At 59.5% G+C, this 22,628-nt stretch carries 20 protein-coding genes and 1 riboswitch; of the genes, 11 read left to right on the forward strand and 9 right to left on the reverse strand.

From position 1 onward, the window contains the following. Positions 1 to 26: 26 nt before the first annotated feature. The 3 genes from ACCC96_RS11160 to tkt form a co-directional block, all read right to left on the reverse strand. The gene (locus ACCC96_RS11160; RefSeq protein WP_258671427.1) at positions 27 to 1,190 is read right to left on the reverse strand and encodes a phosphoglycerate kinase; all 1,164 of its coding nucleotides are present in this window, start codon (positions 1,188 to 1,190) and stop codon (positions 27 to 29) included. 17 nt (positions 1,191 to 1,207) lie between these two features. Continuing rightward, positions 1,208 to 2,275 carry an erythrose-4-phosphate dehydrogenase gene (epd, locus tag ACCC96_RS11165; protein ID WP_413695835.1) on the reverse strand — a complete coding sequence of 356 codons (1,068 nt, stop codon included), beginning with the start codon at positions 2,273 to 2,275 and terminating at the stop codon, positions 1,208 to 1,210. A 173-nt stretch (positions 2,276 to 2,448) separates the two neighbouring features. Further along, positions 2,449 to 4,446, reverse strand: coding sequence for a transketolase (gene tkt / locus ACCC96_RS11170; RefSeq protein ID WP_019650256.1), 1,998 nt, complete (start codon positions 4,444 to 4,446; stop codon positions 2,449 to 2,451). A gap of 273 nt (positions 4,447 to 4,719) precedes the next feature. Here tkt and ACCC96_RS11175 point away from each other — a divergent pair, with 273 nt between their 5' ends. The 4 genes from ACCC96_RS11175 (at position 4,720) to ACCC96_RS11190 (ending at position 9,249) form a co-directional block, all read left to right on the forward strand. Beyond that, on the forward strand, positions 4,720 to 5,715 hold the full coding sequence (locus ACCC96_RS11175) for an ArsR/SmtB family transcription factor (protein WP_019650255.1): 996 nt from the start codon (positions 4,720 to 4,722) through the stop codon (positions 5,713 to 5,715). An 18-nt stretch (positions 5,716 to 5,733) separates the two neighbouring features. After that, positions 5,734 to 6,924 carry a methionine adenosyltransferase gene (metK, locus tag ACCC96_RS11180; RefSeq protein WP_007937912.1) on the forward strand — a complete coding sequence of 397 codons (1,191 nt, stop codon included), beginning with the start codon at positions 5,734 to 5,736 and terminating at the stop codon, positions 6,922 to 6,924. Positions 6,925 to 7,081: 157 nt separating this feature from the next. After that, positions 7,082 to 8,761 (forward strand): NAD-dependent DNA ligase LigB, encoded by a 1,680-nt coding sequence (gene ligB / locus ACCC96_RS11185; RefSeq protein WP_413695836.1) that lies wholly within the window; start codon positions 7,082 to 7,084, stop codon positions 8,759 to 8,761. Positions 8,762 to 8,853: 92 nt separating this feature from the next. Beyond that, positions 8,854 to 9,249, forward strand: a complete 396-nt coding sequence (locus ACCC96_RS11190) for a DUF1090 domain-containing protein (RefSeq protein WP_258671434.1) — start codon at positions 8,854 to 8,856, stop codon at positions 9,247 to 9,249. Positions 9,250 to 9,269: 20 nt separating this feature from the next. Here the strand turns inward: ACCC96_RS11190 and ACCC96_RS11195 are convergent, their stop codons facing one another. Continuing rightward, on the reverse strand, positions 9,270 to 9,719 hold the full coding sequence (locus ACCC96_RS11195) for a c-type cytochrome (RefSeq protein WP_026286618.1): 450 nt from the start codon (positions 9,717 to 9,719) through the stop codon (positions 9,270 to 9,272). A 128-nt stretch (positions 9,720 to 9,847) separates the two neighbouring features. Between ACCC96_RS11195 and ACCC96_RS11200 the strand changes: the two genes are divergently transcribed. Continuing rightward, positions 9,848 to 11,020, forward strand: a complete 1,173-nt coding sequence (locus tag ACCC96_RS11200) for a murein transglycosylase A (RefSeq protein ID WP_019580647.1) — start codon at positions 9,848 to 9,850, stop codon at positions 11,018 to 11,020. A 118-nt stretch (positions 11,021 to 11,138) separates the two neighbouring features. Here ACCC96_RS11200 and ACCC96_RS11205 read toward each other — a convergent pair whose 3' ends face one another. After that, positions 11,139 to 11,525, reverse strand: a complete 387-nt coding sequence (locus ACCC96_RS11205; RefSeq protein ID WP_413695837.1) for an MAPEG family protein — start codon at positions 11,523 to 11,525, stop codon at positions 11,139 to 11,141. A gap of 50 nt (positions 11,526 to 11,575) precedes the next feature. Beyond that, positions 11,576 to 12,409 (reverse strand): EamA family transporter, encoded by an 834-nt coding sequence (locus ACCC96_RS11210; protein WP_018928744.1) that lies wholly within the window; start codon positions 12,407 to 12,409, stop codon positions 11,576 to 11,578. Positions 12,410 to 12,621: 212 nt separating this feature from the next. Here ACCC96_RS11210 and ACCC96_RS11215 point away from each other — a divergent pair, with 212 nt between their 5' ends. Continuing rightward, positions 12,622 to 13,791, forward strand: coding sequence for an MFS transporter (locus ACCC96_RS11215; RefSeq protein WP_413695838.1), 1,170 nt, complete (start codon positions 12,622 to 12,624; stop codon positions 13,789 to 13,791). 65 nt (positions 13,792 to 13,856) lie between these two features. Here the strand turns inward: ACCC96_RS11215 and ACCC96_RS11220 are convergent, their stop codons facing one another. Then, positions 13,857 to 14,261: an acyl-CoA thioesterase gene (locus ACCC96_RS11220; RefSeq protein WP_018928741.1), complete on the reverse strand. Its 405-nt coding sequence runs from the start codon at positions 14,259 to 14,261 to the stop codon at positions 13,857 to 13,859. A 198-nt stretch (positions 14,262 to 14,459) separates the two neighbouring features. Then, positions 14,460 to 14,558: riboswitch (S-adenosyl-L-homocysteine riboswitch) on the forward strand. A 23-nt stretch (positions 14,559 to 14,581) separates the two neighbouring features. Between ACCC96_RS11220 and ahcY the strand changes: the two genes are divergently transcribed. The 4 genes from ahcY (at position 14,582) to ACCC96_RS11240 (ending at position 20,024) form a co-directional block, all read left to right on the forward strand. Next, on the forward strand, positions 14,582 to 15,991 hold the full coding sequence (ahcY, locus tag ACCC96_RS11225; protein ID WP_018928740.1) for an adenosylhomocysteinase: 1,410 nt from the start codon (positions 14,582 to 14,584) through the stop codon (positions 15,989 to 15,991). Positions 15,992 to 16,117: 126 nt separating this feature from the next. Continuing rightward, positions 16,118 to 16,963, forward strand: coding sequence for a methylenetetrahydrofolate reductase [NAD(P)H] (gene metF, locus ACCC96_RS11230; protein WP_258671446.1), 846 nt, complete (start codon positions 16,118 to 16,120; stop codon positions 16,961 to 16,963). A gap of 169 nt (positions 16,964 to 17,132) precedes the next feature. After that, positions 17,133 to 17,948 carry a substrate-binding periplasmic protein gene (locus ACCC96_RS11235; protein ID WP_413695839.1) on the forward strand — a complete coding sequence of 272 codons (816 nt, stop codon included), beginning with the start codon at positions 17,133 to 17,135 and terminating at the stop codon, positions 17,946 to 17,948. Positions 17,949 to 18,170: 222 nt separating this feature from the next. After that, the gene (locus tag ACCC96_RS11240) at positions 18,171 to 20,024 is read left to right on the forward strand and encodes a DEAD/DEAH box helicase (protein WP_258671450.1); all 1,854 of its coding nucleotides are present in this window, start codon (positions 18,171 to 18,173) and stop codon (positions 20,022 to 20,024) included. A gap of 169 nt (positions 20,025 to 20,193) precedes the next feature. On the opposite strand, the gene ACCC96_RS11245 is transcribed toward ACCC96_RS11240, so the two are convergent. Both ACCC96_RS11245 and ACCC96_RS11250 read right to left on the reverse strand, forming a co-directional pair. Further along, positions 20,194 to 20,787 carry a YceI family protein gene (locus tag ACCC96_RS11245; protein ID WP_018928736.1) on the reverse strand — a complete coding sequence of 198 codons (594 nt, stop codon included), beginning with the start codon at positions 20,785 to 20,787 and terminating at the stop codon, positions 20,194 to 20,196. Positions 20,788 to 20,819: 32 nt separating this feature from the next. Beyond that, positions 20,820 to 21,371 (reverse strand): cytochrome b, encoded by a 552-nt coding sequence (locus tag ACCC96_RS11250; RefSeq protein ID WP_018928735.1) that lies wholly within the window; start codon positions 21,369 to 21,371, stop codon positions 20,820 to 20,822. Positions 21,372 to 21,734: 363 nt separating this feature from the next. Between ACCC96_RS11250 and ACCC96_RS11255 the strand changes: the two genes are divergently transcribed. Further along, the gene (locus ACCC96_RS11255) at positions 21,735 to 22,583 is read left to right on the forward strand and encodes a YncE family protein (protein ID WP_413695840.1); all 849 of its coding nucleotides are present in this window, start codon (positions 21,735 to 21,737) and stop codon (positions 22,581 to 22,583) included. The last annotated feature ends 45 nt before the right edge of the window (positions 22,584 to 22,628 follow it).

Genomic DNA, 22,628 nt, shown 5'->3' on the forward strand with positions numbered 1-22,628 from the left:
TCCTTTGCCTGGTCAAATGAGCGGCCTCAGGCCTTGGCCCGGCTTTCCAGGACTTCAACGGCCGGCAGCACTTTGCCTTCGACGAATTCGAGGAACGCGCCGCCGCCGGTAGAAATGTAGGAGATTTGCTCGGCAACGCCATATTTATCGATGGCCGCCAGAGTGTCGCCACCGCCGGCAATGGAGAACGCCGAGCTTTCCGCGATGGCCTGGGCCAGCACTTTGGTGCCGTTACCGAACTGGTCGAATTCGAACACGCCCACCGGGCCGTTCCACAGGATGGTCTTGGACGACTTCAGCAGCTCGGCGAAATTCGCCGCGGTCTGTGGGCCGATGTCCAGGATCATGTCGTCTGCAGCCACGTCGGCGATCAGTTTGACAGTCGCGGTCGCGCTTTCAGCGAATTCCTTGGCGACCACCACGTCCACTGGCAATGGCACGCTGACTTTCGCCGCGATTTCACGGGCGGTGTCCAGCAGGTCCGGCTCGTACAGCGATTTGCCAACCGGGTGACCGGCAGCGGCCAGGAAGGTGTTGGCGATGCCGCCACCAACGATCAGCTGGTTGCAGATCTGGCTCAGGCTGTTGAGCACGTCGAGTTTGGTCGACACTTTGGAGCCCGCAACAATGGCGGCCATTGGCTGAGCCGGGGAGCCCAGGGCCTTGCCCAGTGCGTCCAGTTCGGCGGCCAGCAACGGGCCAGCGGCGGCGACTTTGGCAAATTTGGCCACGCCATGGGTCGAGCCCTCGGCGCGGTGAGCGGTGCCGAAGGCGTCCATCACGAACACGTCGCACAGGGCGGCGTATTGCTGGGCCAGTTCATCGGCGTTCTTTTTCTCGCCTTTGTTGAAGCGCACGTTTTCGAACAACACGATGTCGCCGGCTTTCACGTCGACGCCGCCCAGGTAATCGGACACCAGCGGCACTTCACGGCCCAGAGCCTTGCTCAGGTAGTCAGCCACTGGCTTGAGGCTGTTCTCGGCCGAGAACTCGCCTTCGGTCGGACGGCCAAGGTGCGAGCAGACCATCACGGCCGCGCCTTTTTCCAGGGCCAGCTTGATGGTCGGCAGCGAAGCCAGGATTCGCGCATCGCTGGTGACAACACCGTCCTTGACTGGGACGTTGAGGTCTTCGCGGATCAGTACGCGCTTACCTTGCAGATCGAGGTCGGTCATCTTCAACACGGTCATGGGTCGCATTTCCTGGGTTACTGTTTTTGAAAGACAGATTGTGGAGTAGTAGCGGCTTGCAAATAGTGCTCTGCAACGTCCAGCATTCGATTGGCAAAACCCCATTCGTTGTCGAACCAGGCCAGGATGTTCACCAGCCGTGGGCCGGAAACGCGGGTCTGACTGGCATCGACGATGGCCGAATGCGGGTCATGATTGAAATCACAACTGGCGTGAGGCAACTCGGTGTAGGCCAGAAGGCCTTTGAGCGGGCCATGGGTGGCGGCCTCGCGCAGAATCCGGTTGACCTCGGTGGCGTCGGTATCGCTTACGGTCTGCATCGTAATATCGAGGCAGGACACGTTAACCGTCGGCACCCGCACGGCTTTGGCCTGAATTCGCCCGGCAAGTTCCGGCAGCAGGCGTTCAATGCCTCGCGCCAGACCAGTGGACACCGGAATCACCGACTGGAACGCCGAACGGGTGCGGCGCAGGTCTTCGTGGTGATAGGCGTCGATCACCGGCTGATCGTTCATCGCCGAGTGGATGGTGGTGATCGACACGTATTCCAGACCAATGGCCTGATCCAGCAGGCGCAACAGCGGTACGCCGCAGTTGGTGGTGCAGGACGCGTTGGACACCAGCAGCTCGTCGCCGGTCAGGCAATCCTGGTTCACGCCGTAGACGATGGTGGCGTCGACATCCGCCTCGCTGGCCATCGGCTGGGAAAACAGCACCCGTGGCGCACCGGCGTCGAGAAAACGCTGGCCATCCTGACGGGTGTGATAAGCGCCGGAGCACTCCAGCACCAGATCGACGCCCAACGACGCCCAATCGATGCCTTCGGGGGTGGCACTGCGCAGGACCTTCACGCAGTCGCCCTTAATATGCAGACAATCGCCCTCAACCCTCACTTCACCGGGAAACCGCCCGTGAGTGGAGTCGAAGCGTGTCAGGTATTCGATGCTGGCCATATCGGCCAGATCGTTGATCGCGACAATTTCAAACCCGGCCTTATCGCCTCGCTCAAACAACGCACGCAAGACACAACGACCAATCCGGCCGTAGCCGTTGAGTGCAACTTTGTAAGGACGCGGTTGAGGCATGGGGTTCTCGATAGTCGCGGCAGACGAATTCTTGCTAACAACACAAATCCCTGTAGGAGCTGGTAGGAGCTGTCGAGTGAAACGAGGCTGCGATCTTTTAAGATCAAAAGATCGCAGCCTGCGGCAGCTCCTACACAGGGAACGCGGCGGCCATAAAACCACCGCGGCGTGCCTTAGTCTTCCAGCAGCTCTTCAGCCTGACCCAGGATGTTTTCCAGGGTGAAGCCGAACTCTTCGAACAAGGCCGGCGCAGGCGCCGACTCGCCGTAGGTGGTCATGCCGATCACGCGACCTTCCAGGCCCACGTACTTGTACCAGTAGTCCGCGTGGGCGGCTTCGATGGCGATACGCGCGCTGACCTGCAACGGCAGAACCGATTGCTTGTAGCCGGCGTCCTGGGCTTCGAAGACGCTGGTGCATGGCATCGACACCACACGAACCTTGCGGCCTTGCTCGGTCAGTTTGTCGAAGGCTTGAACGGCCAGGCCGACTTCCGAACCGGTGGCGATCAGGATCAGCTCAGGCTCGCCTGCGCAGTCCTTCAACACGTAACCGCCACGGGCGATCTCTTCGATCTGGATCGCATTGCGGGTTTGGTGCTGCAGGTTCTGACGCGAGAAGATCAGCGCCGAAGGACCGTCGTCACGCTCCAGGGCGAACTTCCAGGCCACCGCCGATTCAACGGCATCGGCCGGACGCCAGGTGTCGAGGTTCGGCGTGCAGCGCAGGCTGGCCAGTTGCTCGATCGGCTGGTGAGTCGGGCCGTCTTCGCCCAGACCGATGGAGTCGTGGGTGAACACATAGACGATGCGCTTCTTCATCAGCGCCGACATGCGTACCGCGTTGCGGGCGTACTCCATGAACATCAGGAAGGTCGCGCCGTAAGGCACCAGGCCGCCGTGCAGGGCCACGCCGTTCATGATCGCGCTCATGCCGAACTCGCGAACGCCGTAGTACATGTAGTTGCCGCTGGCGTCTTCGGCGGTGACGCCTTTGCAACCTTTCCACAGGGTCAGGTTGGAACCGGCCAGGTCAGCCGAACCGCCAAGCAGTTCCGGCAGCAGCGGGCCGAACGCATTCAGGGCGTTCTGGCTGGCTTTACGGCTGGCGATGGATTCGCCTTTGGCCGCGACTTCAGCGATATAGGCTTGGGCCTTCTCGGCGAAATCGGTCGGCAGATCACCGCTCAGGCGACGAACCAGTTCGTTGGCCAGCTCAGGGAAGGCGGCGGAGTACGCAGCGAAACGCTGATCCCACTCGGCTTCGGCAGCGCGACCGGCTTCCTTGGCGTCCCACTCGGCATAGATATCAGCCGGGATTTCGAACGGGCCGTGGTTCCACTTCAGCGCTTCACGGGTCAGGGCGATTTCCGCGTCACCCAACGGGGCGCCGTGGCAATCTTCCTTGCCTTGCTTGTTCGGCGAACCGAAGCCGATGGTGGTCTTGCAGCAGATCAGCGTCGGTTGTGCGCTTTTGCGCGCGGTTTCGATCGCGATCTTGATTTCTTCCGGGTCGTGACCGTCGACATTGCGGATCACTTGCCAGTTGTAGGATTCGAAACGCTTCGGCGTGTCGTCGGTGAACCAGCCTTCGACTTCGCCGTCGATGGAGATGCCGTTGTCATCGTAGAAGGCGATCAGTTTGCCCAGGCCCAGCGTACCGGCCAGGGAACTGACTTCGTGGGAAATGCCTTCCATCATGCAGCCATCACCCAGGAATACGTAGGTGTGGTGATCGACGACGTTATGGCCAGGACGGTTGAATTGCGCCGCCAGGACTTTTTCCGCCAGGGCGAAACCGACTGCGTTGGCCAGGCCTTGGCCCAGTGGACCGGTGGTGGTTTCAACGCCCGGGGTGTAGCCGTATTCCGGGTGACCCGGGGTACGGCTGTGCAGCTGGCGGAAGTTTTTCAGGTCATCGATCGACAGGTCGTAGCCGGTCAGGTGCAGCAGCGAGTAAATCAACATCGAGCCGTGACCGTTGGACAGCACGAAGCGGTCACGGTCGGCGAACGATGGATTGCTCGGGTTGTGCTTCAGGTAGTCACGCCAAAGTACTTCGGCGATATCCGCCATACCCATAGGGGCACCGGGATGGCCGCTGTTGGCTTTTTGCACGGCATCCATGCTGAGGGCACGAATGGCGTTGGCACGCTCACGACGGCTGGGCATCGCTGATCTCCTGCGGATATTGAATCGAGAGTGAATAAAACGAAACGGAAAAAAGGCGAGCATTTTCCCTCACCGACCCGCCTCGGGGCAATGACAGATAGTCATCCGAAGACGTTTTTCCAATGGATAACGGCGTATTCGACTGATGAAACCTTTCCGCTGTTGGTTTGTGGACTGAAACTAACGTTAAGAAGTGCCATCTATCGACCAATATCAAAACTTTTTGATATTGCTCTTGCGGTGTTTTCTGACCGTCACTAGACTGCTGGCCTTATGAATCTGCGCGTGCCTTCCATTCAACATGACGATTGCGATGAGCTGGCGGCCCTGTGCAAGGCCGGCGGCGATCCTCTGCGGCTGAATGTATTGCGCGCGCTGGCCAACGATTCGTTCGGCGTACTGGAACTGGCGCAGATCTTCGGCATCGGTCAGTCCGGCATGAGTCATCACCTCAAGGTATTGGCCCAGGCCGATCTGGTAGCGACCCGCCGTGAAGGCAATGCAATTTTCTACCGTCGCGCCCTGCCCCACACCGACCTGCTGGGCGGCAAGCTGCATGCCGCGCTGCTCGAAGAAGTGGATAACCTGACCCTGCCGACTGACGTCCAGGCGCGGATCGGTCAGGTCCACGGGCAACGTGAGGCGGCCAGCCAGGACTTTTTCTCGCGGGTCGCGGAGAAGTTTCGCGCCCAGCAAGACTTGATCGCCGGCCTGCCGCAATACCGCGAAAGCGTGGTGGCACTGCTCGACAAGCTGAGTTTCGGCCCCGGCGCCACGGCCATCGAAGTAGGCCCCGGCGATGGCGCATTTCTGCCGGAGCTGGCGCGTCGTTTCACTCAGGTCACGGCGCTGGACAACAGCCCGGCGATGCTCGAACTGGCCCGTCAGGTCTGCGAACGTGAAACGCTGGCTAACGTCAGCCTGCAATTGGCCGATGCATTGAACGGCGTAAGCCTTCAGGCCGACTGCGTTGTATTGAACATGGTGCTGCACCATTTTGCCGCGCCGGCCGAAGCGCTCAAGCACATGGCCGGTTTGCTGCAACCAGGCGGTAGCCTGTTAGTGACAGAGTTATGTAGCCACAACCAGAGTTGGGCCAAGGAGGCCTGCGGTGATCTCTGGTTGGGGTTTGAACAGGACGATCTGGCCCGTTGGGCCACCGCTGCGGGACTCGTTCCCGGGGAAAGCCTCTATGTAGGCTTACGTAATGGTTTCCAGATACAGGTCCGCCATTTTCAGCGACCGGCTGGCGACACTCACCATCGGTAAATTCAGGAAAAAATCGAGATGAGCGAATACTCCCTCTTCACCTCCGAGTCCGTGTCTGAAGGGCATCCGGACAAAATCGCCGACCAGATTTCCGATGCGGTGCTGGACGCCATCATTGCTGAAGACAAGTTCGCCCGCGTGGCGTGCGAGACTCTGGTGAAAACCGGCGTGGCAATCATCGCAGGTGAAGTCACCACGTCGGCCTGGGTCGATCTGGAAGACATCGTCCGTAACGTGATTCTCGACATCGGCTACAACAGCTCCAATGTCGGCTTCGACGGCGCGACCTGCGGCGTGATGAACATCATCGGCAAGCAGTCCCCCGACATCAACCAGGGTGTTGATCGTGCCAAGCCTGAAGACCAGGGCGCCGGCGACCAGGGCCTGATGTTCGGCTACGCCAGCAACGAAACCGACGTGCTGATGCCAGCACCGATCACCTTCTCGCACCAATTGGTTCAGCGCCAGGCCGAAGCCCGCAAGTCCGGCCTGCTGCCTTGGCTGCGTCCAGACGCCAAGTCGCAAGTGACTTGCCGCTACGAAAACGGCAAGGTTGTCGGTATCGACGCCGTTGTACTGTCGACCCAGCACAACCCGGAAGTGTCCTACAAAGACCTGCGCGAAGGCGTGATGGAACTGATCGTCAAGCACGTACTGCCTGCCGAGCTGCTGTCCAAGGACACCCAGTTCCACATCAACCCGACTGGCCAGTTCATCATCGGTGGCCCAGTGGGCGACTGCGGCCTGACCGGTCGCAAGATCATCGTTGACAGCTACGGCGGCATGGCCCGTCACGGCGGCGGCGCGTTCTCCGGCAAAGATCCATCGAAGGTTGACCGTTCGGCTGCCTACGCTGGTCGTTATGTGGCCAAGAACATCGTGGCTGCCGGCCTGGCCGAGCGTTGCGAGATCCAGGTTTCCTACGCAATCGGCGTCGCTCAACCGACTTCGATTTCGTTGAACACCTTCGGCACCGGCAAGATCAGCGACGACAAGATCGTCAAACTGGTTCGTGAAGTGTTCGACCTGCGTCCATACGCGATCACCACCATGCTCGACCTGCTGCACCCGATGTACCAGGACACCGCGGCGTACGGCCACTTCGGTCGCACCCCGGAAACCAAAACCGTGGGCGACGATACGTTCACCACGTTCACCTGGGAAAAAACCGACCGCGCCGACGCTCTGCGTTCTGCTGCCGGCCTGTAAGACTTCCCCGGTTGCACAAAACGCCCCGCACGGTTCGCCGTGCGGGGCTTTTTCATGAAAAAAATCCCACCTCGAAACACGCAGAATTACACCTCTGCACTCCACACCCGAAACCTGTCTAGCCTTGAAAGCATCCCAACGAGCAAGGACGCTCTCGATGCTGCTCAACCTACGCCTGTTTTTCGGTTTCCTGCTGACCCTCACCTGCCTGACCGCCAATGCCGCGGACTGTCCTGATTGGCCACCGGCCCGCGCTCTGGACGAAATCAACGCACTGCAAAAGCGAATCGACCTCTGGGACGACAGCTATCATCGCGAAGGACACTCTTTGGTCGCCGATGAACTCTATGATCAATCCCGCATACGACTAAGCGAATGGCACGAGTGCTTTGACTCAGGCCCTTCAGCCGAACCGTTGCGCACTGCCGGTGGCACGATTGCTCACCCCATCGCCCACACCGGCCTGGAAAAACTGCGCGATGAGCACGCCGTCGAAGCCTGGCTGAAAAATCGGGATGAGGTCTGGATTCAGCCCAAGGTCGATGGCGTGGCGGTAACGTTGATCTATCGCAATGGCTGGCTGCACAAGGCGATCAGTCGTGGTGACGGGATAACCGGCCACGACTGGACTGCCTCAGCGCGCCAGATCGCCGCGATCCCTCAAAAACTTGCGCAACCGCTGGACCTGCTGCTGCAAGGCGAACTCTATTGGCGACTGACCGAACACGTGCAAGCCCAGGCCGGCAGCCTCAATGCCCGCGCCACGGTGGCCGGGTTAATGGCACGCAAAACGCTGAGCCCTGAGCATGCCGCCGGTATCGGCCTGTTTGTCTGGGACTGGCCACAAGGCCCGAAAAGCCTGCCCGCCCGCGTGACGGCTCTGGATGAGCTGGGGTTCCCGGGCACCGCGCCCTACAGCCAGCCGATCGAGGCATTTGCCGATGCCGAACGCTGGCGCGATCATTGGTATCGCTCGCCCCTGCCCTTTGCCAGCGACGGCGTCGTTTTGCGGCAGAACCAGCGCCCACCCGCCGAGCGCTGGCAGGCGAAAACGCCTTTCTGGAGTGTCGCCTGGAAGTACCCCTTCGCCCAGGCGTTGGCCGAGGTGCGCAAGGTCCACTTCAAGATTGGACGAACCGGCCGGATCACACCGGTGCTGGATCTGGCACCGGTGATGCTCGATGACCGGCAGATCAAGCGTGTCAGTGTCAGTTCCCTGCAGCGCTGGGAAGCGCTGGACATTCGTCCCGGCGATCAGGTCGCCATCAGCCTGGCCGGGCTGACCATCCCCAGGCTCGACGGTGTGGTATTGCGCAGCACCGAACGGACTGAATTGAACGCACCACTGGCAGCAGATTTTCATCCGTTGAGTTGCTGGCAGCCGACACCCGGATGCGAAAGCCAGTTTCTCGCACGCCTGGCCTGGCTCAGCGGCAAACAGGGGCTGGCCTTGCCGCATGTCGGGCCGGGCACCTGGGAGAAACTGCTCAAGGCCGAACGTCTCGACAACTTGCTCGATTGGTTGACCCTCGACGAGCAAGAGCTTGCTAACATTGACGGCTTCGGCGAACGCAGTAGTGCTCGTCTTTTGAACAGTTTCAACAGCGCCCGACAACGACCGTTCGCTCGCTGGCTCAAAGCCCTGGGCTTGCCGCCGACCGGCCAGGCACAGCTCGCCGACTCATGGCAGGTGCTGGCGCAACGAAACACCGAACAATGGCAGGCCGAAACCGGCATCGGCCCGGGACGCGCGGCGCAATTGAGCGCATTTTTCCGCGACCCGCAGGTGCTGGCCTTGAGCGAGACATTACGTGTTGCCGGGATTGACGGTTTCTAGCGGCCCGGCGACGCCCGTCAGCCTGGGAACCCATAGGTACCGATGCGCTCAAACAGCCCATCGCTACATCGATTTTTTCACCTGGAGCCTTTATGAAACTTCTTTCACCGCTCGCCGTGTTAACCCTGTGCAGCGTGATGGCCGCTCCATTAATGGCCGACGAAGACGCCCCGGGCCTGACCGGCTGCGCCGCGAAAAAACAAGGCATCATCAACCAGATCGAACTGGCCAAGTCTCACGGCAACGCCGATCAACAGGCTGGCCTGGAAACCGCCCTGAGCGAAGTTACCGCCCATTGCACCGACGCTTCCTTGAAGAAGGAACGGGAAAACAAGGTGCTCGACGCCAAGCACGAAGTCAGCCGGCGTCAGGCCGACCTCGACAAGGCGATGAAAAAAGGCGACGCCGAGAAGATCAACAAACGCAAAGACAAACTGGCTCAATCGCGCAAGGATTTACAGGACGCGCTCGACGAGCTGGATAAGTAATCCGGTTTGAACACGCCGCCTCAATGATCCCGAAACTCTTTATGGCAGGCACTACAGGCGTCTTCGACTTTCTGCACCGCCGGCCCCAGGTTGCTGGCCTTGTAGGGTTGAACCTGGCTGGCGATCACCAGTTCACCGGTGGCGCCTTCAAGGGTGCGGGCCATTTCCTGGAAGCGTGCCTGCTTCTGCCAGACATCGTCCTTGGCGCTGGTGTGATCTTCTTCGCGCACCTGCGGGAAATGCTTCCACGGCTCATGGGACAACGCGTCGAGCTTCACGGCACCGTCGGCGAATTTCGGGCCATCGAACGGAATACGCCCACGCAACATGCCACCCAGGTCTTCGCCGGTCTTGAGCATTTGCTTGAAGATCGCCTTGCGCTGGCCCAGAGGCGAGTTCGGGTCGACACCGCCGCAGGCGGACAAGGTCAGGCAGGCCAGCAATACAACAGAGAGTCTTTTAAGAGTCATGGTGGCTTCAGATCACTGGAAACGGCGGCCAGTATCCTCGCGTCACCGGCAAAGACCAATAGCCCTATTATCAATACGGGTTGTGTGAGCGCATGGAGCACTCAGGCAACCGGCAAAGGAATTACTCCATGAACAGCCGTTTCAAGGCGTGGCGTCACAACCTGGCCTGGACCCTTCCGATGGTGGCCGTGCTTGCGGGCTGCACCGGTGGCGACAGCAGCACACCGAAAACCCACGCACTGGCGACCTACTCCAGCGCTACCTGGGAAGCCCTTCCAGCGGTTTCCGACAACGACCTCGTCGCCGGTTTTGGCTCGTGGCGCAGCGCCTGCACCCGACTCAAGGCCGACCCGGTCTGGGGCGGCACCTGTGCCGCTTCCGCCAACGTGCAGCCAACCGCCAGCGACATCCGCGGCTTCCTCAAGCAGAACCTCGATGTTTACGGCTTGCGTGCCGCCAATGACAACCCCAACGGTCTGATCACCGGTTACTACGAACCGGTGTATCCCGGCAGCCTGACCCAGACCAAGCAAGCGAACATCCCGGTGTACGGCGTGCCCGAGGACATGATCATAGTCTCGCTGGACAGTATCTACCCGGAGCTCAAAGGCAAACGCCTGCGCGGACGACTCGAAGGTCGCGTGCTCAAGCCTTACGACGATGCGGCAACCATTGAAACCAAAGGCGTGAAGGCGCCGGTGATTGCCTGGCTGACCGACCCGATGAACCTGCAATTCCTGCAAATCCAGGGTTCGGGGCGCATCCAGCTCGATGATGGCCGTCAATTGCGCATTGGTTATGCCGACCAGAACGGTCACCCCTATCGACCTATCGGCCGCTGGCTGGTGGACCAGGGCGAACTGAAGAAAGAAGAGGTGACCATGAGCGCCATCGATAACTGGGCCAAGGCCAATCCGACGCGCATTCCCGAACTGCTCGGCAGCAACCCCAGCTACGTGTTCTTCAATCGCAACCCGGACAGCAACGAAGGGCCGCGCGGTTCGCTGAATGTGCCATTGACCGCAGGTTATAGCGCGGCAGTGGATCGCAAGGTGATTCCGCTCGGCAGCTTGTTGTGGTTATCGACGACGCGACCGGACGGCAGCGCACTGGTGCGTCCGGTGGCCGCTCAAGATACCGGCGGCGCGATTGCCGGCGAGGTCCGCGCGGATCTGTTCTGGGGCACGGGCGAGGCGGCCGGGCAATTGGCCGGCGACATGAAACAGCAGGGGCAGATCTGGATGCTCTGGCCTAAAGGGGCGGCGTTGCCTCAGGTGCCGCAGGTGGCTGACAAACTTTAAACGCAAAAAGATCGCAGGCTCCGCCAGCTTCTACATTGAGCGCGTTCGTCGCAATATCGCAGATGAACACCGATCCCGTAGGAGCTGCCGCAGGCTGCGATCTTTTGATCTTGCTTTCTCAAACAGACACCACAAAGAAACTGACGATCAACCCCATCCCCACAAACCACACCAACGACCGCAGAATCGCCCAGTCCGCCAGATAGCAAATGATGTACAGCAGCCGACTGGTGATGAACAGCACCGACAGCACATTGATCGTCACCAGTTCGGCATTGCCAGCCAAATGCGCCACGATTACCGCCGCCGCAAACGCCGGGGTCACTTCGAAGCTGTTCAACTGCGCCGAATGCGCACGCCTGGCCACGCCTTCGAGCGAATCCAGAAACGCCCTCGGGTCGTGATTCTGTTTCAGCCCGAACTTGCCACCGCTGAACCTGGCGACGCCTGCGCACAGATACGGTAAGCAGATCGCAATCAAAATGCACCACAGAGCAACCGTCATAACGCAGTCCCTTCTTCAAGTTATAGAGAATCGAATTCCATCAGCGGCGACTAAAACTTCATCACCAACATGCCGATCAATACCAATCCACAGGCTAAGAGCCGTGGCCTGCCAAAAGGTTCTTTGAGGTAGCGCATACCGAACAGCACCACCAGAATCACGCTGATCTCGCGCAGCGCCGCTGCCTCGGCAATCGATCCGAGCTGCATGGCCCACAGCACCAGAGCGTAGCTGAACAATACGCAGAACCCGACCGCCAACCCCAACCGCCACTGCTCACGCCAGAACAGCATGAACGCCGGGCGTTTGCGCACCAGCGCCAGCAATGGGAATGGCCAGGCACTGAGCACTGTGACCCAAACCAGGTAGTCCAGCGGATGGGACCAGCGCCGCAAGGCCTGGCCATCGATGAAGGTGTAGCAACCGATGCACAACCCGATCAGCGCCACCACCGGCAGCATCGACCACGGCAGGCGCACCCCGCCACCGCCCTGCCAGAGCAGGCACACCATGCCGAACGGGATGAGCAAAATCCCGAAGATCTGCTGAGCCGTCAGCACTTCTCCGGCGAAGATCAGCGTCAGCGCCAGCACCACCAACGGTGACAGGCCACGCATCAACGGATAGACCAGGCCGAGATCGCCGACCCGATAGGCCTGGATCAACAGGTAGCGATAGAGCAACTCGAATGCCGCCGACGCAAGAATCCACGGCCACATATCCAGTGGCGGCAGCGCCACGAAGGGCAGCATCAGCGCGACAAACAGCAACGCCACGCTGTCCATGCAGGCCACCACCAACAGCCGCTCCGCGCTGAACTTGATCAGGGTATTCCACGCCGCGTGCAACAGCGCCGCCACCAACACCAGAATCGTCGCAAGCACGGCACGCTCCTTGTATTACCCCGCTGCATCGCGGGACAGAGATTTGATTCGCCATATGTCCGCAGCTGTTTATACTGCAAGCGACCACGCCGCACTCAGTTGCGCACAGACTAATTCCAATAATTCCTGCCCCTGCCCGCTCTCATCGAGAACGGTCGTCGGCCTGCGTATGCCTGATCAAAGCGTCAAGACTACCGACAGAGACCTTGCGCATGCCACTCGCCTTACTTGCACTGGCCGTTGCCGCTTTCGGCATCGGCACCACTGAGTTCGTCATCATGGGTTTGCTGCCCGATGTCGCCCGCGACCTCGCCGTGAGCATTCCTCACGCCGGCCTGCTCATCACCGGTTACGCCCTGGGCGTGGTGTTCGGTGCGCCGATTCTCGCAGTCGGTACCGCTAACATGCCGCGCAAAGCCACACTGCTGGGCATGACGCTGATGTTCATTCTCGGCAACATCCTCTGCGCCCTGGCGCCGAACTACGCCACCTTGATGGCTGCACGGGTGATTACTGCTTTGTGCCACGGTGCGTTTTTCGGCATCGGCTCGGTGGTCGCTGCCAGTCTGGTGGCACCGAACAAACGAGCCCAGGCGATTGCCATGATGTTCACCGGCCTGACCTTGGCCAACGTGCTGGGCGTGCCCTTAGGCACAGCACTTGGGCAATACGCCGGCTGGCGCTCGACCTTCTGGGCGGTGTCGGTGATCGGTGTGATTGCGGCCATTGCGCAGTGGGTCTGGCTGCCCAAGGAAATCCCCATGGACAAGGCCAACCTGGCCAGCGAATTCAAAGTGCTGGGCAAGGTCAATGTGCTGCTGGCGCTGGGCATGAGCGTGCTGGCGTCCACCAGCCTGTTCAGCGTGTTCACTTACATTGCGCCGATCCTGCAGGACATCACCGGCGTCAGTCCGCATGGCGTAACCATCATGTTGCTGTTGTTCGGGGTCGGCTTGACCGGGGGCAGCATGCTCGGCGGCCGATTGGCGGACAGTCGCTTGCTGCCTTCGCTGGTGGGGATGACATTGGCCGTGGCCATCGTGCTGGCCGCCTTCAGCCAAACCAGCCATTCAGTGATACCGGCGGCGATCACGCTGGTGTTGTGGGGTATCTTCGCCTTCGCGCTGTGCCCGATCCTGCAATTGCTGATTATCGATCAGGCCCATGAGGCGCCAAACCTCGGGTCGACGTTGAATCAAAGCGCATTCAATCTCGGCAACGCCGCCGGGGCGTGGATTGGCGGACTGGTGGTGGCCAGTGGCGCGGACCTGGCGGACTTGCCGTGGACCGGCGCACTGGTCAGCGTATTCACGCTGCTGACGGCGCTGTTCTTCATCTACCTGCAACGTCGCAGTGCTGCCGCGGTCAGTGCGTCCGGTTAATGCCAGTCCGTGAAAGTACAAAACCCGTGGCGAGGGAACGTGCTCCCTAGCCACAGAAACAACAATCACCCGCCGATCTCGTCATCCTTGAACTGGTCTTTGACGTACCTGATCTCGGTCCGGCCGTGCGGCATGGGCAGGCCGTCTTCGCCCAGGTTCACGAAAACCATCTTCTCTACCGTCAAAATGCTCTTGCGAGTGATTTTGTTGCGCACTTCGCAGGTCAGAGTGATCGAGGTGCGACCGAACTCGGTGGCGGTGATGCCCAGCTCGATGATGTCGCCCTGACGCGAGGCGCTGACGAAGTTGATTTCGGAAATGTACTTGGTGACCACGCGCTGATTACCCAACTGGACGATGGCGTAGATCGCCGCTTCTTCGTCGATCCAGCGCAGCAGGCTGCCTCCGAACAGCGTGCCGTTGGGGTTGAGGTCTTCGGGTTTTACCCATTTGCGGGTGTGGAAATTCATACTCACTCCTGACCGTCTTGCCGATTGATGCCGGCCATCATGGCAGAGCCCGGACTAGAGCTCTATCAAGCATCGACTATGGCCTCGATTACCGTTCGGACATTGACCAACAGAAACGCTTTGGAAGATCAGCATAGCCCGCTATAATCGCCCCCGTTTCAAAACGGTAATGTTCACTTGCTACCGTTTTCCCGCCACCTGTCCGAGGGGCGCTGCAGCAGGTTCAACCTGTCAGGCTCGGATGGGGCGTTGACTGGCCACGGCCAGACACTAAACGCACAACGGCGCCCATTCGCATACATTACGAATGGAGGCTCTTCATGAGCGCTGTTATCACGCCTGCAGATTTTAACGATTACAAAGTCGCCGACATGTCCCTGGCTGCCTGGGGCCGTCGCGAAACCATCATCGCCGAATCCGAAATGCCAGCCCTGATGGGTCTGCGCCGCAAGTACTCCGTCGAGCAACCGCTCAAGGGCGCGAAGATTCTCGGCTGCATTCACATGACTATTCAGACTGCCGTGCTGATCGAAACCCTGGTTGCCCTGGGTGCCGAAGTACGCTGGTCGTCCTGCAACATTTTCTCGACTCAGGATCAGGCCGCCGCTTCCATCGCCGCTGCCGGCATCCCGGTTTTCGCCTGGAAAGGCGAGACTGAAGAAGAGTACGAGTGGTGCCTGGAGCAAACCATCCTCAAGGATGGCCAGCCTTGGGATGCCAACATGATCCTCGACGATGGCGGCGACCTGACCGAGCTGCTGCACAAGAAGTACCCACAAGTACTGGATCGCGTTCACGGCGTCACCGAAGAAACCACCACCGGCGTTCACCGTCTGCTGGACATGCTGGCCAAGGGCGAGCTGAAAATCCCGGCCATCAACGTCAACGACTCGGTGACCAAGAGCAAGAACGACAACAAGTACGGCTGCCGTCACAGCCTGAACGACGCAATCAAGCGCGGCACCGACCACCTGCTGTCCGGCAAGCAAGCGCTGGTCATCGGTTACGGTGACGTGGGCAAGGGCTCGGCCCAGTCCCTGCGTCAGGAAGGCATGATCGTTAAAGTCTCCGAAGTCGACCCGATCTGCGCCATGCAAGCCTGCATGGACGGCTTCGAACTGGTTTCGCCGTTCATCGACGGCATCAACAACGGTACCGAAGCGAGCATCGACAAAGCGCTGCTGGGCAAGATCGACCTGATCGTAACCACCACCGGTAACGTCAATGTTTGCGACGCGAACATGCTCAAAGCCCTGAAGAAGCGCGCTGTGGTCTGCAACATCGGTCACTTCGACAACGAAATCGACACCGCTTTCATGCGCAAGAACTGGGCATGGGAAGAAGTAAAGCCGCAGGTTCACAAGGTTCACCGCACCGGTCCAGGCGCTTTCGACGCTCAGAACGACGACTACCTGATCCTGCTGGCTGAAGGCCGCCTGGTTAACCTGGGCAACGCCACTGGTCACCCAAGCCGCATCATGGACGGTTCGTTCGCCAACCAGGTTCTGGCGCAGATCTTCCTGTTCGGCCAGAAGTACGCCGACCTGTCGCCAGCCCAGAAAGCCGAGCGCCTGACCGTTGAAGTACTGCCGAAGAAACTCGACGAAGAAGTGGCCCTGGAAATGGTCCGCGGTTTCGGCGGCGTGGTCACTCAACTGACCAAGCAACAGGCTGACTACATCGGCGTCACCGTCGAAGGCCCGTTCAAGCCGCACGCTTACCGCTACTGATACGCTGATTGACCGCTCTGCGCAGGAGCTGGCGAAGCCTGCGATCTTTTGATCTTAAAAGATCGCAGCCTAAGGCAGCTCCTACCGGGGCCAGCGTCCGGCTTACGTGTTTCCAAGGATATGACCATGTCCCAAGAACGTCGCTACAGCTTCGAATTCTTCCCGACGAAGACCGATGCTGGGCATGAAAAACTGATCGCCACTGCCCGTCAGCTGGCGACCTACAATCCCGACTTCTTCTCCTGCACCTACGGCGCTGGCGGTTCGACTCGTGATCGCACCCTCAACACCGTGTTGCAGCTGGAAAGTGAAGTCAAAGTCCCTGCCGCTCCGCATCTGTCTTGCGTGGGTGACAGCAAGAACGACCTGCGCGGTCTGCTGACCCAGTACAAGGCAGCCGGCATCCAGCGAATCGTTGCGCTTCGCGGTGACCTGCCCTCGGGCATGGGCATGGCCAGCGGCGAGTTGCGCCACGCCAATGACCTGGTTGAATTCATTCGTGAAGAGACTGGCGATCATTTCCACATCGAAGTCGCCGCTTACCCGGAAATGCATCCGCAAGCGCGCAATTTCGAAGATGATCTCAACAACTTCGTGCGCAAGGCCAACGCCGGTGCCAACAGTGCGATCACCCAGTACTTCTTCAACGCCGACAGTTATTTCTACTTCGTCGAGCGTGTACAGGCGAAGGGTGTGAACATCCCGATCGTGCCGGGGATCATGCCGATCACCAACTACAGCAAGCTGGCGCGCTTCTCCGACGCTTGCGGTGCGGAAATCCCGCGCTGGATCCGCAAGCAACTGGAAGCCTACGGCGACGACACCCAGAGCATTCAAAGCTTTGGTGAGCAAGTCATCACCGAGATGTGCGAACGCCTGTTGCAAGGTGGCGCACCGGGGCTGCACTTCTACACCCTGAACCAGGCTGAACCGAGCCTGGCGGTGTGGAACAACCTGAAGTTGCCGCGCTAATAGCCGTTAACGCAAGATCAAGAGATCGCAGTCTTCGGCAGCGCCTCCAGGGGAATATGTACCTCTGCAGGCGCCGCCGAAGGCTGCGATCTTTTGCTTTTAATGCCCGATCCAGAGCTTCTGGATCCGGTTTCTGGCTCTTTATGATTTCTCGTCGTAATCTCAAGCCATGCCCCTGATCGCCCAGTTACTGACCGTGCTTCTATTCACTTGCCTGAGCTTCACCGCTCGGGGCGAGAAGCTGCGTATTGTCACCGAACCCTGGGCGCCCTACGTCTATGAAGAAGGCGGCAAGAACCTCGGGCTCGACTACGAAACCACGGCCATTGTCTTCAAACGTCTCGGGATTGACGTGGAATGGCAGTTCTTGCCGTGGAAGCGCTGCCTGTCGATGCTTGAGCAAGGCCAGGCGGACGGTGTGCTGGATATTTTCCACAGCGATGAACGCGAAGCGACTCTGCTCTACCCCAGCGAACCGCTCTCGCAAGTCGAATTCGTGATGTTCTACGCCAATGAACGGCCGTTCCCGTTTCGCACCCTGGACGACCTGAAAGGCCTGACCATCGGCACCTCGCCGGGCTACCTGTACAGCAAGGACTTCAGCGAATCGACGTTGTTTACCCGGGAACCGGCGCCCACCCATGAAGCCAACTTCGGCAAACTGGTGCGCGGGCGGATCGACCTGCTGATCACCGATCACCGGGTCGGCCAGCACTTGCTCGATCAACTGGACATCCGCGACAAGATCACCGAGAACCCGACTGTCATCAGCCAGCAAAGCCAGTATCTGGCGGTGCGCCGCAATGCCGGGATGGATTTGTTGGTGCAGCGTTTCGGCGCCGAGCTCAAGCGCTTCAAGCGCGAACCGGCCTATGCCGAACTGAGCGCCCGCTATGGTGCCGGCCCGGCCACCGAAGCCCGGGCCGCCAGCGCCACCGCAACCGGCGGAAAAACCGTTGAGCAGCAGGAAAGCGGCGCGCAGTGATTGCTCTGTTATACTCCGGCCTTCCCGCCAGGCTCACGCCCGGACGCTCGGACTTGTTCAAGGCATCTCGATCCCGCTACAGCGCAGCTTTTCAGCCCGCGCGAGCGCTCCAGACGAGCCTTCGAGGCCCAGCAGGACCGGACGGGATTGCGTCCTCTTAAACGCCATTCGCGCCAGGCAAGACTCCCATTGGGCCAAGCCCTAACTAAAACAGGATTACTCATGTCCTTTGCTTCCCTCGGTCTCTCCGAGGCTTTAGTCCGCGCCATCGAGGCAGCGGGCTATACCGAGCCTACTCCGGTGCAACAGCGGGCCATTCCCGCCGTGTTGCAAGGTCGCGACCTGATGGTTGCGGCTCAGACAGGTACTGGTAAAACCGGTGGCTTCGCCCTTCCGATCCTGGAGCGGTTGTTTCCCAACGGTCACCCGGACAAATCCCAGCGTCACGGCCCGCGCCAACCACGCGTACTGGTCCTGACCCCAACCCGCGAACTCGCAGCTCAGGTGCACGAGAGCTTCAAGGTCTATGCCCGTGACCTGAAGTTCGTCAGCGCCTGCATCTTCGGTGGCGTCGGCATGAACCCGCAGGTTCAAGCCATGTCCCGTGGTGTCGACGTGCTGGTGGCCTGCCCGGGTCGCCTGCTCGACCTCGCCGGCCAAGGCAGTGTCGATTTGTCCCACGTGGAAATCCTCGTGCTGGACGAAGCCGACCGCATGCTCGACATGGGCTTTGTCCATGACGTGAAAAAGGTCCTCGCCCGCCTCCCGGCCAAACGGCAGAACCTGTTGTTCTCGGCGACGTTCTCCAAAGACATCACCGACCTCGCCGGCAAGCTGCTGCACAACCCGGAACGCATCGAAGTCACGCCACCGAACACCACGGTCGAGCGGATCGAACAACGCGTATTCCGTCTGGCCGCCAGCCACAAGCGTTCGTTGCTGGCGCACCTGATTACTGCCGGCGCCTGGGAACAGGTGCTGGTATTCACCCGCACCAAGCACGGCGCCAATCGCCTGGCCGAGTACCTGGACAAACACGGCCTCACCGCCGTCGCGATCCACGGCAACAAGAGCCAGAACGCCCGCACCAAAGCCCTGGCCGACTTCAAGGCCGGTGAAGTGCGCATCCTGGTCGCCACCGACATTGCTGCTCGTGGCCTCGACATCGACCAGTTGCCTCATGTGGTCAACTTCGAACTGCCAAACGTCGACGAAGATTACGTGCACCGTATCGGTCGTACCGGCCGTGCCGGTCGTTCGGGCGAGGCGATCTCGTTGGTCGCTCCGGACGAAGAAAAACTGCTGAAAAGCATCGAGCGCATGACCAAGCAGAAAATCGCCGACGGCGACCTGATGGGCTTCGACTCCAGCGCTGTGGAAGCCGAGAAACCGGAAGTCCGCGAGCGTCCGGATGTACGTAACCCACGCGCTCCACGTGGCCCGCGCGGCGACGGCCCGAACGGCAGCGGTGGTGGTGGCGGTCGTAAAGACAAAGGCAAGGACAAGGGCGGCAAGGAAAAGCCTGCCGCTGGCCGTGGCGAGCGCCCGGCCCGTGAACACAAGCCACGCGAAGGCACTCCGGCCCGCGAACAACAGCGCCCGGCGCCTCGCGCCGCCGACCGTGCTCCGGACGAGTTCCTGGACGACGATATCGATAACTTCGGTAACCGCGTCGACTACGTGCCTCAAGCCAAACCGGCTCAGGGCCGTGGCCGCCGTCCGGGCGCACCGGCACAAGGCGCTGGCGCTCCGCGCGCCGGTCAGCCACAAGGTCGCCAGAACGGTCCGCGCAACAGCAGCGGCGCAACCACCGGCACCCCACCGGCCAAGCGCAGTGGCCCACGCAACGGCGCTCCACGTGACGGCCAGGCCCGTCGCGAAGAGTCCCGCAACCGCCGTCCGGCCCGTGACGACCAGTCTCGTTCGGAACCGGCCGTGCAAAACCCGAGGAGCCCGGCACCGAAGATCATTCACAAGGAGTCGAAAAGCGATCGCTTCCCGACCCCTGAGCAACTGGATCAACTGCCAGGCCGTCCGCGCGGCGAAAAACCAGCATTGCTGACCCGCAACCGCTGAGTTTTTCAAAACCATGAGAAATGCCCCGGATCGAAAGACCGGGGCATTTTTTATGCTCGCGAAGAAACCTGCGGGAGCGGGCTCGGTGCCGTCCGTATGGATTCTGGCAGACCATAAAAAACGCCCCGGATCATGAGATCAGGGGCGTTTTTTATGTCAGGCGCGAAGGTTACTTCGCTTTGACACCTTCAAACGTCACGTACAGATCGACCGCGTCGGACGCTGGGCCCAGGTCTTTCTGCTTGCCGAAATCGGAACGCTTGATGCTGGTGGTACCTTCGAAGCCGGCACGGTAGCCGCCCCATGGATCCTTGCCTTCACCCAGGAACGTGGCTTTGACCACGATTGGCTTGGTCACGCCCAGCAGGGTCAGGTTGCCGGTCACGTCGGCAGTGTCTTTGCCTGCGGCGTTTTTACCGGTAGGTTTGACGCTGGTGGAGACGAACTTGGCGTCGGCGAATTTGCCCACGTTCAGGAAGTCACCGCTGGCGATGTGCTTGTCGCGTTCGGCGTGGTTGGTGAACACGCTGGCGGTGCGCACATTGAACTCGATCTTGCTATCTTCAGGCTTGGCAGCGTCGAAGCTGAACTTGCCGTCGATATCCTTGAAGGTACCGATGATGTAGCTGTAACCCAGGTGGCTGATCTTGAAGTCAACAAAGGCGTGCTGGCCTTCTTTGTCGACCACATAGTCGGCCGCCATCACGTTAGCCGACAGCAGAGCAGAACCGATTGCCAGAGCGGCGAGCGTCTTTTTCAACATGCTTTCTATTCCTTTGGAGTCGAGGTAGAACATCAGGCTTTGCGCCCCAGCATTCGCGTCAGGGTCGCATCACGATCGATAAAGTGGTGCTTCAATGCAGCCAACGCATGGAAACCGGAAAAAATTACCAGCAGCCAGGCCAGGTACAAATGAATCACACCCGCGGTGTCTGCCTGGTCCGGTAGTCCGGAAACCAGTGCAGGAATTTCAAACAGGCCAAACACCGGAATCCCGACACCGTCTGCGGTGGAAATCAGGTAACCGGCAATCATCACAGCGAACAGACTGAGATAAAGGAACGAATGGCCGAACTTGGCGCCAAGGCGGGTCATGCGGCTATAGCTTGGCAGGAGCGGCGGCGGTGGGCTGATGAAGCGCCACACTACCCGCAGCAACATCACGGCAAATAACACCAGACCAATGCTCTTGTGCAGATCCGGCGCGTCTTTACGCCAGGTGCTGTAGTAATCGAGACCGACCATCCACAACCCCAACGCAAACAGGCCAAAGACGGCCAGCGCCACACCCCAGTGCATGAAGATGCTGACCCAACCGTAGCGGGAAGAAGAGTTACGTAGCTGCATTGCCCAAATCCTGTAAGAACTGCGCCCAAGACTATCGAGTTATCTATCGATTTAAAGCGGAAAATTTCGCTCTGAAATATCGAGAAATACGATCAAGACCTTGGGGCCGAGAGGTTAAGAGAGTGTTAACCGAAGGAAAAAACCTTCACGCACCCTCCTAATATTCATTCAAGAGCCGATACCACTCGTCAGAACTGTCACATTTAACAGTGGCTTTCATTGCAAGTCATTGATGAACTTGAACTTGGACGTGAGTCCAAGTGTCTGAACAGGAGTTCTACCATGAGTCACAATTCGAGTTCATCCCCCGTGATAACACGCAATCAATCCAATTCGATACCCGTAGGGGAAGGACCGCGAGGGATGGCCATCAGCAACGATGGATCGCGCGTATTTGTTTGCAATTACATGTCGGACAATGTGTCCGTCATCGACACCCGGATCAAAAAGGTAATTCGCACCATCGCCGTAGAGCAGTATCCCCGAAGCATTGCCCTTGGCCATGAGGGGAAAAGAGCTTACGTGACCAACTACGGTTCAAGTTCGGTTTCGGTTATTGATACCGAAACATACGCGGTGGGTAACATCACGGTGGGTAGACACCCTTGGGGAGTCGTCGCGAGCCGGGACGGGAGGCATGTTTACGTCACCGTACGGCAGGATAAAGAGTGGCTGGCAATAATTGACACTCGCACTTATGTGGTGAGCAGAGTCCGAGGATTACCATCACCGTCCATAAGTGTGGATATCAGCCAAGACGATTCGCGTCTCTATATTTCCAGTACCGATTCCCCTGGTCGCCCTTTTCAGGACGCGCTCACGGTCATCAGCAGCAAGACGTTCGAAGTCATCAACATCATCAAAACCGAAAAATATCCGTCAGCCGTTACTGTCAGTCCCGACGGTAGAAAAGTGTATATCGTGGGTCTGGACGCTCGAAAACTGACCGTGTTGGACACCCGGTCACTGACCACCCGACATTTCGATTTTGTGGCTTGCGAAGGGGAAATAGTGTTTAGCAAAAAGAACGCTTATGCCGTTGATCAAACCGAAAAAGAGGTCGTGGAAGTGAATACCGCCACCCATAAGATTGTTCGCAGGTTTCCCATCCCTGGCGCTATCGACCCACAACATATGGTTCTTGATAGTCATAACTGCGCCTATATCAGCGACTACCAAGGCGACCATATCCATACCCTCTGTCTACCTTAGTACCAAAAAAATCAGCTGCCTCCACGGGAGGACAAAGACATAAAA

This window comes from Pseudomonas sp. Pseusp11, from assembly GCF_047304405.1.
Classification (GTDB): Bacteria; Pseudomonadota; Gammaproteobacteria; order Pseudomonadales; family Pseudomonadaceae; genus Aquipseudomonas.